We start from the raw sequence: 15,072 nt of genomic DNA on the forward strand, positions 1-15,072 counted from the left end.
CCCGCATCGGTGGCATTGCTACAAATCATTCTGGAACCTCATGGCTGCTGCACAAAAAACCAAAGCTTCCGACCGGCAGGCCGTATGCAAACGGCTGCTGACGAACCTAAAAAAACGCTACACGGGAAAGCTGCCGAAGTTCGATAAACCCGTGCTAGAAACGATGCTGTTTTCTGCCAGTTTGGAGAATTCCACCTGGGAGGAAGCGGAGGCGGCTCACGAGCGGCTGCTTGCGGAATTCCATGACCTCAACGAAATACGCGTCAGTTCGGTGAAAGAGGCCGAGACGGTTTTCTCGAACTTAAGTCATCCCGATTGGCGGGCGCTGCGCGTGCGCAGCGTGTTGCAATTTGTATTCGAGGACACGTACTCATTCGAATACGATGCACTCAAACGCAAGACGTTGGACTCGGCCAATAAGCAATTGAGCAAAGTCTCGCATATGACTCCGTTCATGCGGCTGTTCACCTTGCAGCACGCCTTGGGCAGTCATTTGTTGCCGGTCGACGATCGGATGAGCAATGCGATCGTCTGGCTGGGTTTGGCGGCACCGGGCGCACCGACGGAAGACGTTTCGAATATCTTAAAGTCGTCCGTTCGCAAGTCGGACTCGCCCTTATTTTGCCATTTAGTGCGATGTCTGGCGACCGACCCCAAGTATACGAAGTTCTTCGAGACCATTAATAAGCACGCGCCGGAAGAAGGTTGGGACCTGGAGACCGGCGTGGAACGATTGGACCGACTGTTCAAACGCGGTCCTTCTGCGTTCCAAAAACCGAAGAAAAAACGCGAGACTTCAAAAACAACCAAGAAAACGACTAAGAAAACCACCAAAAAAACAACCAAGGCACGCGGTGCTGCTTCCAAGACCGCTAAGAAAAAATCGACTGGTTCAGCGACCAAGAAAAAGCCCGCTGCCAGCGTTCCCCGCAAAAAGGCCGGTGTGAAAAAAGTGAAAGTTGCCAAGCCCAAGGCAACAAAGAAAGTGTCGCGTAAGGCCAAAAGCGCGAAGAAAACGACAACCCGCAAAAAGCCGACACGCTGATACCGGCTTGCAAAGCCGATACGTTATTTTGGTCCGAGCCAAGCGTGCCGATCACACGCGACACATTTTTCGCCCGGTCACGCGCCGGGGGCAGAACGGACTTGGTGGTTGGGGAAGTCTGCGGGTACAATAGCAGATGACATTGAGGTCGTTTTTTAAAAGCGGCTATTTGCGCCAACCGCGACTGCGGACATGTTGCCAGGGAATGCGTCTGCCAACATTTGTGATCATGGAAATCTGGTTGAGGAATCAACGCGCAATTAGACGTTCATTAGCTCGACACATCGGGGAGCACCAAACATGGGAATCATGGGACATCGTAGCGTTTTACTCTTCCTGACGGGCATCGTATTTCTTGGGAACCCGCTTGAGATTCCCGCTGATGAAACGCTGCACGCCGATCAACTGGCCTATGCTGTCGAATCCGACGACGATGCACCAGTCCCACCGGCAAAACCGAAGGTTGACCTTTCCAACGGGCTGCAAATTCAGCCGAACGAAGACAAGTTGGAATTGCTCAAACCGGTCAAACCACGCTCGGCCGATGAGCAGATGAGAGTCGAAGCGCTGACATGGTTCTCCGTGGGACGCATGCGGCTGAAACGGGGACAAAACCAGACGGCGCTGGAAGCGTTTAAAAATGCTTACAAGCATGATCCGCAATCGGTGGCGATTCTGGAATCGTTGATTGCGATGTCGATCACGCTGAATCGGGTCGATGATGCGATCGATTATTCGAAAAAATTGGTGGAGGTCGCTCCCGACCACTTCCACTCGCTACAAATTTTGGGACGGCATCTTGCCCAACAAGGCAAGATTCCCGAAGCGATCAAGATGTTGGAACGGGCCATTGCGACCGTTGAGTTTAACAAGCATTCGGAAAACTATGTGCGGCTCATGCGCGATCTGGGGATCTTGTATCGCGCAACATCCAATGCTCCCAAAGCTTCAGCAGCCTATGAAGTGGTGTTCGACGCGATTGAGCATCCCGACCAATACAATTTGCCGGACAATGTGCGGCGGCAGTTGATGGCTGACGTAATGACCAATTACGAGCAGTTGGGCGATACGTTTTACCAAGGCGAAAACTATAAGTTGGCGATTTCTGCTTACCAGCGGGCGATCGAGACTAAGACCGGTAATATCGGCAATGTGATCTACCACCTTGCGAAGGCTTATTTGGAATCAGGCCAGCCGGACAAGGCGATGGAGGAGTTGCAGGCATACTTCGACGCACAGCGACAAACTCAAGGACGCAATGCTTATGAGCTGTTGGGGGTGATTTTAGAAGCACAAGGCAAGTCGGACCAATTTCTGCCTAAGTTGCGCGTGTTGGCCGAGCGGGATCGCCGCAACGAAAAGTTGCAGTTCTTTTTGGCCGAAACGTTGCTCTCGGCCGATGCCCTTGAAGAAGCGGAACAGGTCCTAACGCAAGCGCTTGAACGGTCCAAGGACCCGGAAGGGTTTGCTGTGCTGGCGGGGATCTACCTTAAACAAAACCGGCCGAATGAATTGTTGCATACACTGGCGCGGGCCTATGCGGGGCGCAACCAACTCAATGCGATCCAGGCGGAATTGAAGGCGATTGCCGAAAACAAGGAACTGACCGCCAGCGTCATTGCCGAGGGGCGAAAACTGAATGAAGAAGAGTTCGACTTTGCCCACGCCTATGTGTTGGCGAATCTGGCGGAACGGGCCGATGAGAAAGAGCAGTCTGAAGAGTTTTATCGCACGGCGTTGAGTAAAACCCGCGTGGCGGAACAAAAAAACGCGGTGTACCTGGAACTGTCCGACCTGTTGCGTTCACAACGAAAGTTCGACGAAGCGGCGAAAGCGTTGCAGCAAGGTGTGGATGATCCTGCATTCATCGCCGACTTGCAGACGCGGGTGTTGTTTTATTATTGGCTGTCCTACAACTTGGAACTCGCTGGCCAAACCGAAGCGGCTTTGGAAGCGATTGGTGAAGGCATGAAACTAGCGGGGCGACCCAATGGGATTTTGAAATTACGCGAAGCCTGGGTCTATTATCACAGCGAACGGAACGAAGAAGCCATTGAGCGGTTTGAGGCGATCATCAAAGACTTTGCCAATGATTCCGCCATCGTCCGCAGTGCTAAGTCCAATCTTTCTAACCTTTATGTGCAGATGGGCGATCAGCAGAAGGGTGAAGAGATTCTGGAGGAGGTCTATCGAGAGAACCCGACCGAACCGGGGATTAACAACGACTTGGGATATCTGTATGCCGACCAAGGTAAGAACTTGGAACAAGCCGAAAAGATGATCCGCATTGCGATCGAATCGGACCCGGATAACGCTGCCTACCTCGATAGTATGGGATGGGTGCTCTATAAGCGGGAAAAATTTGAAGAGGCGTTACCTTACTTGAAGAAGGCATCGGAAGAAGAACTCGGCCAAGACGGTACCATTTACGATCATCTGGGGGACGTCTATCAACGGTTGGGAAAAATTGACCTCGCGGTCGAGGCGTGGAAAAAGGCGTTGGAACTCTCCGACGTCGATACGAAAACGAACAAGAAGCTCATCGAGCGACTGAACGAAAAACTCAAGAATCATCAGTCGCCTCCCGGTGAGTTGCGGCCGGAGCGGCCTGATTCGCCCTAGCAATCCGTTGAAATCAGCGGCACTGGCAGCTCGTCTGCTCGTGCAAATCATGTGACCGACAAAACAGTGCTGGATCAGCCGGCAGTGGCCCATGATTTTGGGGAGCGGTTTTGTATTTCAATGGGCGATAAGATAAATTTGCAGGTAAGACGGACAATTTTCAACCGGTTTCAAAACCCGCTGTGGTGCATCGTTTTCCCGGAGATGGGGAACAGCTGCGATGCATGACCGGGATTTTGCATAGGTTTTACTCTATCATCTGACGATTGACATGGCTGGACATTCACACTGGGCCGGGATTAAACACAAAAAAGGCATCGCCGATAAAAAACGGGGTGCTCTGTTCGGGAAATTGAGCCGCGCGATTATCGTTGCCGCTCAGAACGGCGGCGGCGATCCGGCCATGAACCTGACGCTGCGCTACGCCATCGACCGCGCTCGCAAATCGAGTATGCCCAAAGACAACATCGAACGCGCCATCAAAAAAGGCTGCGGCGATATGGGCGGCGTGGTCTACACCGAGATTCTCTACGAAGGCTACGGTGCCGAAGGCGTCGCTGTGCTGTGCGATGCGCTCACCGACAACCGCAACCGCACCGCTGGTGAAGTCCGCAAATGTTTTGAGGTCCATGGCGGCAATTTGGGGGCAACCGGCTGTGTTTCTTGGATGTTTGAACGCAAGGGATTGTTCCTGGTTCCGGCCGAAAATGTCGACGAAGAAGCGTTGTTCGAAGTGGCCCTGGAAGCGGGGGCGGAGGATGTCAAAGCGGTCGGGCCCGGCTTTGAGATCACCTGCGATCCCGAGGTGTACGACGATGTCGACGCCGCCTTGGAAGCCGCAAAATATGCGACAGAAATGGCGGAGATTACCCGCGTCGCATCCAACACCGTGACGCTCGACGTGGCGGGGGGCCGTAAGGTTCTCAAGCTGATCGATGCTCTGGAAGAGTTGGAAGATATCCAGTCCGTGACTGCGAACTTTGACATTCCCGACGATGTCATGGCGGAAGTCGAAAGCGAATAGCGATCGCTGTTACAGCTTTGCGCGATAAGCGGTTCAGCATTGGTAGTGCGGACGGATGCGTGGCAGCACTGTGGATTTGGCAAATCGGCGCACGATTCGTCAAGACTCGCCCGTTGATAGCGAATCACGGGAGTCGGGACTTGAAATCAGGCGGATCGTACTCCGTCGGGCACCGATGCCTCGGATGTCGAGTTCCATTCCCCGATGGGAATTGCTGAAAACAGCCGAGTTCCCTTGTTGCTGAAAGCCGCCCGAGATGACCATCGAATTTCACTGTCCCGGTTGCGACAAATGGCTCAGCACGTCCAACGAAAGGGCGGGGTGGCAGGCGCAGTGTCCTCAATGCAGCACTTTGGTGACAGTGCCGCACAATCCCGACGCACCTGCGGTCCTCGACCCGGTCGTTGGCAAGGTGGCCCCGGCGGTTGGTGATGCGGCGCCAGCGACGGACAGTTGCTGTCCCATGTGCGGCGCGGCGGTTTATTCAGCGGCGGGCCGTTGCACTCAATGCGGAGAACGCTTCGGTGAAGATGCCACGGAGTCGGCCAAGCGGGATTTGGTTTACGCGCGATTCGGTGCGCGTTGGGTGGCATTCATGATTGATTATGTCATCGCGTGGTTGATCCCCAGTATTCTAATTAGTGTGCCGGTAACCTTGATTGGAGGCTATCACAATCCGATTGAGGACGATGCCTTCATGGTTTCCACAATCTTTGCGTTCTTCGTTTCATGGCTCTACCATGCCGTGATGGAAAGTTCTATGAGGCAGGCGACATTGGGGAAGATGGCGATGCAGTTGATGGTGACCGACACGGCAGGGCGGCGAATCAGCTTTTGGCGGGCGGCGGGGCGGCCGTTTGCTAAAATCCTGTCGGGGATGTTTTGCTATCTCGGTTATATCTTGGCGGCATTCACAGTACGGCATCAGGCGCTGCATGATATGATTTGTGGCACGTTGGTGGTGCGAGCGTGATATCCGCGTTACTTTATAGGTCGTCGTAGGTGGGGGTAAGCCATTGGTCCGGGAGCGCGCATTCGATGATCCAATTTCACTGTCCGTTTTGTGACAAGCTGCTGTCTACGACGGAAGATAAGGCGGGACATCGCGCGGATTGCCCTGACTGCGGACAGGTCGTGATTGTCCCCGACAGATCTGAAGTCCAACCGGCAGCGCTGGATCAAGGGGGCTCCCACGATTCGTCGGCCGACAGTGGCCAGGAAGCCGTGCAGGAGGATCCAGTGAGCGAAGAGTCATCGTTGGAGGTGACTAAACCTTGTCCGATGTGCGGCGCTCAAATTAAGGCGGCTGCCATTAAGTGCCGGTATTGCGGCGAAGAGTTCGGCGCGTTGGGGAGCAGGGGGCCGGGCACGACGGATGGGACCATCGTGCCGACGCAAATTGCCATGGGTGAGGTGATGAGCAGCGCCTGGACGATTTTCAAACAGCAGATGGGAATGTGCATCGCCACCATGGTGGTCGCGGCGCTGGTGTATATCGGCAGCCAATTCTTGCTACAAGTAATATTCGTGGGTTTTTCGTTCTTGGGTTCAGGCTTGGGCGAGGGCGGAATCGTTGTCATGGTGATCGCCATCGTGGTGATGTATCTGACGATGTTCGTTGTGCAGACGCTGGTCATGTTGGGCTGGCTGCGGATTATGTTGGCGGTTGCGCGCGGTGAACCGGCCGATTTGGGGCAACTGTTTAATTCCGGACGTTGGTTGTTCCGCGCCTGCGTTGCCAATTTTCTGATCGGTATTTTGATGCTGGTTTTCTTATACGGTCCGATTTTTGCCGGAATCGGCATCGCCAACATGTTAGGAGCCGATGAGGGGATCATGATGTTGATCGTGTTTCCGGTGGCGTTTGTCGTTGGTATTTTGATGATGACGGTCTTGTCGCAAGTCCTGCCGCTGATTGTCGACCAGGATCTGGGGGCGGTGGAGTCATTGCGGACATCGGTTTCTATTACCTCGGGAAATCGCGGGCAGTTGTTTCTCTTGGGGTTTGTCGGCATGTTTTTGTACATACTGGGATTTTTGGCCTGCGGTATTGGTGCGCTGTTCACGATCCCTTATCTGGCGGTATTGTTTGCTGTCACCTATCTACGAATGACCGGGCAGGCGACTGTCGCTTGACGCGCCGCTCTCGGCGCGGAATGATCTATGCATTGAACACAATTCTCCGCCTGACCGGCGACCCGATATCCCCCAGCTACGACCGCATGAACGCCGTCGTCTGATTCCACTAGCAAGGAGCCGCTGACATGTCGATCGAGTTTCATTGTCCTCACTGCGATAAGTATCTCAAGACCAAGGAGGACAAAGCGGGACGGATGGCGGATTGTCCCGGCTGCGGCCAACAGATCGAAGTGCCAAGCATCTCCGATTTTCGCTACCAGGAAACCGACGCTGAGATGACCGGTCCGATTGATTACGGTGATGTCGATGTGATCTCCGAAGAGACCAAGCCCTGTCCGATGTGCGGACAAGAGGTCAAAGCGGCGGCGGTTAAGTGCCGGTTTTGTGGGGAGGAATTTGGCCCGCAGCCGTTAGCCGACGGCGAGATTCGCCCGACGGTGATTGACGTGGGTGAGGTGATGGGGACGAGCTGGGAGATTTTTAAGGCCAATTTGGGGGCATGTGTGGGCGCGACCATTGTCGTGCTGATGCTCAATGGATTTGTACAACAGGGAGTTGGCGGAGTGCAGACGCTGATTCTTGGCGATCAGCCGGGGAATCAGATGGGCCTATTTATTGTCATCCAACTCATCGGGTTTTTGATTTCATTTGCTTTCCAAACGTGGCTTACCGTGGGGCAGACGATCTTCTTTTTGAATGTGGCGCGAGGCAAGGAGGCGACGATCGGCCAAGTCTTTACCGGTGGTGCGATGTTGCCAAACGCATTGGGCGCGCAGATCCTATTTACAATCATGTACATGATCGGGTTTGTTCTGCTGATTGTGCCTGGGATAATCATCGCGTTGATGTTCAGCCAGAATCTGCCCTTAATCGCCGATCGGAATCTATCGGTGATGGATGCCTTACAAACATCTCGTGAAATCACGAATGGCAACAAGCTGAGCTTGTTCACCCTGTTTCTGGCACTATTCGGTCTGATGATTGTCGGTATCTTAGCCTGTTGTGTGGGCGTGTTTTTCACCGCCAGCTATGGGACGCTGATGTTGGTTGTCGCCTATCTGCGCATGACCGGACAACATGTGGCTGTTCGATGACCCGCCTAAAGTCCGCGTGCTTTTCAAAAGCTGTTATTTCGGTGACAGGGAACGTTCGTTGACGTCACACTTCTCGATGTGTGCGATCGATATCAATCGCGGGTGTGTGGGCGCGCTTACAGACAAGCTGCTTGGTATGGGATATAGTCGTAAGTGCGAGCAATACCGACGCTAGTCGTTTGCATTTACTCTTCCTCAAGGCACCTCCACATGACCACACCATTGCGCAGTCTCGCCGTTTGGAAATGGGGGCTGTTGTTGTCGCTGTGGTGTGGCTGTCTGTATGGCGTGTTGCGGGTGACGGAAATCCCGGGCAATTGGGGGCATTGGATTTGCGGCCCATGGGGGTGCGGTCCAAAGTTACAGGCGCTGGTCGCCTGCCATGGCTTTTGGCTGGTGCTGTTGGTTCCTGCGGCAATCATTTTCAGTGCGGCGCTCCCGACTCGCCAAGTGCGACTAATCGGTACGCTGGTCGCCGGATTGGGCGCGGCGGCGATTTTGATCGTGGCGATCATTCAAGGCTGCACTTGGTTACCGGTCACGCTGCATCCGTATTATTTCGGTCAACGCGTGCTGTTCATCGTCGCTACCAAGGTTGAGTTCCCCATGGTGCAGTTTGTCTGCATCGGCCTGTTGCTGCGGTATTTTGCAAAATCACGCGACCGGCGCGAGTCGGCTGAAGAGAGCGAGGCGACGGGGCATGAGGCTTGAGGCATTTGATCAAAATCATCGCAGTGTGCAAGCCGTACTTCCTCAAGCCTGACCCCTCACGCCTCAAGCCTCTCCGCTGCTTGTTGTTCATCGACGGGCGGTTTACAATCGCTTTCGCGACAAATCTACTGTTGCCCATTGCTCCGATGGTCCCTCCCCTCGTTCCCTCCTAAGTCTGAGTTGCCATGCCGCCGCAAGAATCGAATCCGTTATTGCGTCCGTTGTCTATTTTGCTTGCTGGGGTTTCGCTCGCCATTGGGTGGGGGATTCGCGGCAACTATGGGCATGAAACCGGCGCCATGTTTCCTGGAGCTTTGACGGCTATTGCTGTCTGTTTGCTGTCGGGGCGTGAGGATTGGCGGCAACGGGTGGGGCAGTTCGCGCTGTTTGGCATGCTGGGCTGGGGCTTTGGCGGGTCGATGTCTTACATGCAGGTGATTGGCTTTTCGCAATCGGGGCATGCGCCGACGCAGTTGTTTGGATTTGCCGGATTGTTTTTCATCGGCTTCTTGTGGGCGGCGTTGGGCGGCATGGGAACAGCGCTGCCGGCGGTGATGGATAAGCAGCGGCTCAATAATATCTTCAAACCGCTTGTCTGTTTGTTAGGGATTTGGGTCGTGCTTTACGTGGCGCTGTTTCCCATCATGCGGTCTGTCCAAGCGTATCTAGAGCTCGACGGTTTTCCTGCCCCGATGCAGCGACAGGAATGGGGGCTGTATTGGTTCGACAGCGACTGGTTCACGGTGCTGTTTGTGTTGAGCGGTGTTTTGCTGTTTGATTTTTTCAATCGCCGCTGTGGCCATTGGCTTCAACTGTTGCTGTTTTCAGCGATTGGTGCCGCTGTGGGCTTGGGAGTGATGTTTGGATTAACGCAGCTGGGCTGGACGGAATCTATCTACAACACGTTGGTACAACATCAAGGCGTCTACGGCGATCGCTTCACCGCCGAACAATTGGCGGTGACCAATTGGCCGCCGATCATTCTGCACTTTGCCACCCATGAAAAATTCCTCTGTAACGGTGATCTATTGGGAATTCTTCTCGGCTTGCTGTTGGGCATCACGGTCTATTTTGCCATGTACGGGCAGTTTCGCGATGACTCGGGTTTGTTCTTGTGGATGGCGGTCGGTTGGTTTGTTTGTTTTTTAGCGCTGCCGGTCATCGGAAGCCTGTTTTTTGCCGACATTGGCGGGCTGCGGATGACGCCACCGCGGGGGGACAACTGGGCGGGTGTGTTGGGAACATTTCTGGGGGCGAGTATCTATCTGCTGCGGCATCGGCTCAAGGCGGTCGTTTTGGTGGGCGTGGTGTGCGGCATCATTGGCGGTCTTGGGTTTTCGGGGATCTCTTTGTTGCAGGGCCTGTTGTTGTCGGTCGGCAACGAACGGGTTTCGGACGATCCGGCGATTCAACAGAAATGGACTGAGTGGCAGCAAACGGAATGGGAGCCGACGGATTGGATGGACAAGACGCAAAAAATGCCGACGCCGGCATTTGTGAATGAGCTCCGCGAATCGCGCAAAGAAGAGCTGGCACCGTGGCAGCATTTTCATCGCCAAAATTGGCACAGCTTTTTGGAGCAGTCCTACGGGTTCGTCAACGGACTGGCGGTGATCTTCGCCATGGCGATTGTGCTACCACGTGTTCCTAAGTTGGATGACGATGTTGTCCCGCGACAACGGTGGACAGAAATTGTCTCCATTACGTTCGCGTTGCCGGCATTGGTCTTTGTGAACATGTTCAAAAACATCAAGGACTGGTCCCCACTGGAGGGGGCAAAAAAACTGTTGCCGAACGTGATGAAAGCACCATGGATCGACTTTGAAATGTCGGCCGGGGGGTGGTTCAATTTCTTCTTTGCGTTGGCCACGGTGGCGTTTGTCGGTTTGATGATCGCACACACACGCCGGCGGTTGGCAATTGTGCCTGCCAGTTGGATCGGTCGCGGGCAGTTGTTGTATTTTTTGTTGTTGTGGGCATTTGTGTTGGGCAATTTCGCCAAGGCGCTCGCCTATTTTGGCGAGGGGCGATTGCTGACCGAAGGAATCATCATCGTCAATGCGGTGATTGCGACCGTGCTGGTGCTGCTCTTGCCCCGGGAAGGGGAACAGGTCCGGCAGTACGGCGAAGTGAACTTCAACCGCTGGTTACTCGGTTCGGCGGTGTTGGGGCTGATCTTGTTTGCGGCCGTGCCATTTATCGAACGGAAAGCCTTGCGCAGCGTTTACGGCGACGCCCGTGTGGGGCATGGCGGGATCAACCGGCGGTTCGACCCCAACGCCAATTGGAACCGTATCCCGCTGCTCAAAGGGCAACAGCACCGTTAAGGGGTGAGGGGTGATTTCCTCTGAGCTGAGCGCCATGCACAGGCAATGCGTTTCTCCCTCTCCCCTTGGGAGAGGGCCGGGGTGAGGGATTTCGACCAACAAGCGGCATTCCACCTCTCCAATGCTGCCGCACGTTTTTCAATGCGCGCGGAGTCGACACGCGGACGGATCAATTGCCGTGTCGTTCTCATTGGAGAAGCTACCGCCCTACGCGGGAAAGGTGCGTCGCGACGCACCCTACGATGCATTGCTTATCTGAGGCCGGCGAGTTCTTGGAGTTGGTGCCAGTTTTCTAGCCGGTCTTCCTTGGATGCCAGTAACGTCTCCGACGGGTTGCCGTCTTTGTCGAAGTGTTTCGAGAAGCGTCCCTCGCTGCGGCAGAAGTCGATGAAATCGACGACCTCTTTGGTTTTGGGGTTCTTCCACCAATCGTCTTTGACGGACGGATTGCCCTGCAGCGACAACCGTTTTTTGATCGTGTCCCCTTTGGTGGGATCGTGAATCAACAGCGGAAAGGCCCGTGTGTCGACCGCCAGTCGCGCTTGGTCGGTGGCCATGTTGTCAGCAACGCCATGTTCGGGCTGGCAGGTGGTGTAACAATTGATGATCGCCGGACCATCGAACTCCAGTGCGCCGATAACCGATTTGTAGAAGTGATTGGTATGCGCACAGGTGGTTTGTGCCACATAGGTGCGGGGGTGCATCATGGCGATTTGCGCGATTTCCTTGCGGCGCTCCTGTTTGCCGGCATGTAGTTTTCCGTGAATGGACATCTTTGTGTTTTGACCGGCATAAGTTGCCGTCGATGCTTGTCCACCGGTGTTGGAATAGACCTGTGTGTCGAGCACGAAGACTTTGATGTTCATCCCCGAGGCCAACATCCGTGACAGTGACTGAAAGCCGATGTCAAACATCGCGCCGTCGCCGCCCACACACCACAGGGGCCGGTCTTGCCAACCCATCTGATCCCAACGGCTGCGGATGCCCATTGCATCGGCGGCCACGTTTTCGAACAGGGAATTGGTCCAAGGGACGAGATAGGGGTTATACGGATAGGTCGACGTATAGACCGTGTTGCAGCCGGTCGCGGCAGCGATGCCCCATTTGTCGCCGTGCATATTCCCGGTCGCTGAGCAGAGCATCCGCAGGGCGGTGCCTTCGCCGCACCCGGCGCAGGATCCTGCGCCGCCTGTATAAATGTGCGTCTGTTCTTTGAGCATCATGTCGATCAACAGGTTGTCGTTGATGTACGACTCATCGGAGGGGCCGATGTTTTTGAACATGCGATGACTTTTGCGAATGTCGGTCATCACCTGTTCGGTCTTGGGGACCATCTTAAGCGCTAAATCGTCGCAGACGGTCACGCATTCGGCGCAGCCTTTGCACTTACTGGGATCGATGATGATCGCAAACCGTCCGCCTTCCTTGCCCTTCTTTTTCGGGCCGTCGTAGTACTTGCGTGTCTTGGACCATTGTTTTTCAAACATCCCGCGTTCGGACTCATCTTGGAGGCCGGCCAGTTTCTCTTCCAACGTGGATTCGGCCAATACCTTGCCCAGGATCGCCGTATCGGGACAAAGTGTCACGCAATCCATGCAGCCGGTGCAGTTTTCTGTGACGTATTCGGGGATTTCCGGGGCCACATAGCTGAAGTCGCGCAGAGTAGCTGTCCCGGCGGGAATCAAGGAGCGCGCGGTTGTTAAATCGGCGGGGAGTGATTTTTCGGCGCCGCCCGCTTCGTAGCCGTGAATGATGCGATTGTTGAAGTCGTTGACATCCAGGATCGGCAGGTCGACAGAAATATAAGGAGCGTCAACCAGGGTGCCGTAGGAATTGTTATTTTGCGGATCGCGTTCACTCGCCTCGTTCATGTTGGCGGTGGCGGTTTCGTCGACGGTCGCCATGTGATTTCCCTTTCCTCCCCGAATCACGAGGAGATTCAGACGGTTGGTTTGTTCGTGGAAGACAAGTCCGTTGCACTGAGACTGCAAATGCCGAAGTCACCGAACGTCAGGGGTGGCCGTTGTTGATGATGTCCCGCGGGACCTCATTCATCTCGCTGTAGCCGCGTTTGACACAGGTCAGGTTGTCTTGCACGACTTGCTCGCCGCGTTTACCGAAATATTTTCGCAGGGCCTTTTCGACACCGGCGTAAACTTCGTCATCGGACATGGCGGCGTCTTGAGAAAACGGGGTCAGCTTGAGAAACGCCCCCAGCAGCACGATGCCCTGCATCCGCATTTCCAAGTCGGCGACGGATGCCACATCGCGGGCAATGCTGACCATATCCAGGAAATTCAGTCGCAACTGCTTTTCGCGAATGGTCTGTTGGTGATGAGGCGGAACGCGTTTCCAGACCTCCGCGGGATCGGAATAAGGGCTTTGCATCACGATGGCTCCGCCATCCACCATGCCGGTGAGCGGGTTGCCGCTGATAAGCGCGTTGGAATCGTTGAGCACAACCAGATCGACGTAAGCCAATTCACTATGGGAAAAAATATGCGAATCGGCGATCGTCAGATAATAGGTCGTCGGCAGGCCTTTCTTTTCCGAGCCGTATTTCGGGTACGCCTGGACGTCCTTGCCGAAGACCTGTCCGCCGATGGTGGCGATCACTTTGTTGGTGGTCACCGAGCCGAACCCGCCGACCGAGTGCCCCCGCATGGAGAAGGCACCTGGGGGACGCAAATCGGGGTCTTCTTTGATCTCTAACGACGTGGAGTGTTTGATGCCGACGGAGAAGAAATCTTGGGAGTCGGTCATCATGTTGTCGAAGATGGCGATGATGTCGCCCGGACGCACATCGCGGCTGCCGAGTCCAGCGGCTCCGTGGTAGATTTTGGGGATGCGGTCGATCTTCTCCACACCATTTTGCCCGGTCATCGCATCACAAAACGCCGCTTTGATTTCGCGGGTCAGGTGGTTCCCGGTCGTGGAGAGTGGATCATCCATCCGCTCAATCACCGTAAACGCCTTGCAATGTTCCAGTGCTTCGACAATCTGCCGGGACGGGAAGGGGCGGAAGCAATAGATATTCAGGCAGCCCGCTTTGATCCCTTTTTCGTCGCGGAGGTAATCGATCGTGATCTGGGCGGTCTCCATATAAGACCCGATGCCGACCAGAATGTACTCGGCATCTTCGCAGCGATAGCCGTCGACGAAGTCATATTTCCGCCCGGTATTGCGGTAGAACTCTTCAAAGGCTTCTTCCAAGGCCGGTTCGACTTGGTCGTAATACCAACGCTGCGCCAATTTGCCTTTCATGTAGGAGTCTTGGTTTTGGACGACGCCCGACATCAGCGGATTGTCGGTGTCCATCAGATTCATCAGTTTGTCTTCCGGCTTGCCGATGAATTCCTTCATGAATTCTTCTTCGGGTAGCCGGACCGATTCGACGGTGTGCGTGGTCAAAAAACCATCCTGCACATTCAAAAACGGCGTGACGGAGGCTTCCGCGGCGCGGCGGCTGATGAGACACAAATCGCCCGCTTCCTGCGCGTTGCGGCCAAACAAGATGCCCCAGCCGCAATCGGCAACGCTCATCACGTCGTCGTGCCCGGCATGGACATTGAGGCTGTGGCTGGTCAGTGCGCGGGCCCCGATGTTGAAGACCACCGGCAGGCGTTTGCCGGAGATGGTGTAAAGCACCTCCTTCATCAGCACGAGGCCTTGCCCGGAGGTAAAGTTGGTCACGCGGCCGCCGGCGACGGCAAAGCCTTCGCAGAATGTGGCAGCGGAGTGTTCGCTTTCCGGCTCGACAAAGACCAACTGGTCACCCCACATGTTGGGGATGCCGTTCATCATGGCCGCGTTGAAGCCGCTGCCCATGGTCGTGGAGCTGGTGATCGGAAAGGCTCCCGATCCTTGGGAGATTTTAGTTTCAACCCAGACGACCGCTTCGGCACCGTCGCACGTCGTCGGAATTCCTGGATATTGGAATTTCGACTCGTGGTGTTCTTCATCCGGGGTTCCGGTCGTACGATCTAACGCATCCGTAGCCATATATGCCACATCCCTTCCCATGAATGAATCATCCGGAGATGCATTGCTTCACGTGAAGCGCGGCTTGCCGGATTTTGTCACATCAATCGATGCCAAGTTTGCTCTGAA

Annotated in this window: 10 protein-coding genes; 8 read left to right on the forward strand and 2 right to left on the reverse strand. The window is 54.9% G+C overall.

Features of this window, described 5'->3' with window-relative positions; genetic code table 11:
* Nucleotides 1–40: 40 nt before the first annotated feature.
* The 8 genes from Mal52_RS11170 (at nt 41) to Mal52_RS11205 (ending at nt 10,962) form a co-directional block, all read left to right on the forward strand.
* Nucleotides 41–1,045, forward strand: coding sequence for a hypothetical protein (locus Mal52_RS11170; RefSeq protein WP_145376161.1), 1,005 nt, complete (start codon nt 41–43; stop codon nt 1,043–1,045).
* A gap of 300 nt (nt 1,046–1,345) precedes the next feature.
* Nucleotides 1,346–3,667 (forward strand): tetratricopeptide repeat protein, encoded by a 2,322-nt coding sequence (locus Mal52_RS11175; RefSeq protein WP_145376162.1) that lies wholly within the window; start codon nt 1,346–1,348, stop codon nt 3,665–3,667.
* A 271-nt stretch (nt 3,668–3,938) separates the two neighbouring features.
* Complete coding sequence (locus tag Mal52_RS11180) at nt 3,939–4,691, forward strand: YebC/PmpR family DNA-binding transcriptional regulator (protein WP_145376163.1); 753 nt, start codon at nt 3,939–3,941, stop codon at nt 4,689–4,691.
* Between the two features lie 256 nt (nt 4,692–4,947).
* Nucleotides 4,948–5,664: an RDD family protein gene (locus tag Mal52_RS11185; protein ID WP_197534831.1), complete on the forward strand. Its 717-nt coding sequence runs from the start codon at nt 4,948–4,950 to the stop codon at nt 5,662–5,664.
* A gap of 65 nt (nt 5,665–5,729) precedes the next feature.
* Entirely contained in the window at nt 5,730–6,827 is a 1,098-nt protein-coding gene (locus Mal52_RS11190) for a hypothetical protein (RefSeq protein ID WP_145376164.1), read from the forward strand.
* A 128-nt stretch (nt 6,828–6,955) separates the two neighbouring features.
* On the forward strand, nt 6,956–7,924 hold the full coding sequence (locus Mal52_RS11195) for a DUF975 family protein (RefSeq protein ID WP_145376165.1): 969 nt from the start codon (nt 6,956–6,958) through the stop codon (nt 7,922–7,924).
* Nucleotides 7,925–8,134: 210 nt separating this feature from the next.
* A complete protein-coding gene (locus tag Mal52_RS11200) occupies nt 8,135–8,635 on the forward strand; it encodes a hypothetical protein (protein ID WP_145376166.1) in 501 nt (166 codons plus the stop codon).
* 185 nt (nt 8,636–8,820) lie between these two features.
* Nucleotides 8,821–10,962, forward strand: coding sequence for a hypothetical protein (locus Mal52_RS11205; RefSeq protein ID WP_145376167.1), 2,142 nt, complete (start codon nt 8,821–8,823; stop codon nt 10,960–10,962).
* A 251-nt stretch (nt 10,963–11,213) separates the two neighbouring features.
* Here the strand turns inward: Mal52_RS11205 and Mal52_RS11210 are convergent, their stop codons facing one another.
* Together Mal52_RS11210 and Mal52_RS11215 are read right to left on the reverse strand one after the other, a co-directional pair.
* Nucleotides 11,214–12,866: a thiamine pyrophosphate-dependent enzyme gene (locus tag Mal52_RS11210; RefSeq protein ID WP_197534832.1), complete on the reverse strand. Its 1,653-nt coding sequence runs from the start codon at nt 12,864–12,866 to the stop codon at nt 11,214–11,216.
* Between the two features lie 106 nt (nt 12,867–12,972).
* The gene (locus tag Mal52_RS11215) at nt 12,973–14,964 is read right to left on the reverse strand and encodes a 2-oxoacid:acceptor oxidoreductase family protein (RefSeq protein WP_145376168.1); all 1,992 of its coding nucleotides are present in this window, start codon (nt 14,962–14,964) and stop codon (nt 12,973–12,975) included.
* Between the last annotated feature and the right edge of the window lie 108 nt (nt 14,965–15,072).

Origin of the sequence: Symmachiella dynata (genome assembly GCF_007747995.1) — a bacterium.
Lineage (GTDB): Bacteria > Planctomycetota > Planctomycetia > Planctomycetales > Planctomycetaceae > Symmachiella > Symmachiella dynata.

Excerpts from the sequence above, each read along its gene's own strand:
- Mal52_RS11175 (WP_145376162.1), top strand. The coding sequence starts at position 1,346 with ATGGGAATCATGGGACATCGTAGCGTTTTACTCTTCCTGACGGGCATC.
- Mal52_RS11205 (WP_145376167.1), top strand. The coding sequence starts at position 8,821 with ATGCCGCCGCAAGAATCGAATCCGTTATTGCGTCCGTTGTCTATTTTG.
- Mal52_RS11180 (WP_145376163.1), top strand. The coding sequence starts at position 3,939 with ATGGCTGGACATTCACACTGGGCCGGGATTAAACACAAAAAAGGCATC.
- Mal52_RS11170 (WP_145376161.1), top strand. The coding sequence starts at position 41 with ATGGCTGCTGCACAAAAAACCAAAGCTTCCGACCGGCAGGCCGTATGC.
- Mal52_RS11215 (WP_145376168.1), bottom strand. The coding sequence starts at position 14,964 with ATGGCTACGGATGCGTTAGATCGTACGACCGGAACCCCGGATGAAGAA.
- Mal52_RS11195 (WP_145376165.1), top strand. The coding sequence starts at position 6,956 with ATGTCGATCGAGTTTCATTGTCCTCACTGCGATAAGTATCTCAAGACC.
- Mal52_RS11185 (WP_197534831.1), top strand. The coding sequence starts at position 4,948 with ATGACCATCGAATTTCACTGTCCCGGTTGCGACAAATGGCTCAGCACG.
- Mal52_RS11210 (WP_197534832.1), bottom strand. The coding sequence starts at position 12,866 with ATGGCGACCGTCGACGAAACCGCCACCGCCAACATGAACGAGGCGAGT.
- Mal52_RS11190 (WP_145376164.1), top strand. The coding sequence starts at position 5,730 with ATGATCCAATTTCACTGTCCGTTTTGTGACAAGCTGCTGTCTACGACG.
- Mal52_RS11200 (WP_145376166.1), top strand. The coding sequence starts at position 8,135 with ATGACCACACCATTGCGCAGTCTCGCCGTTTGGAAATGGGGGCTGTTG.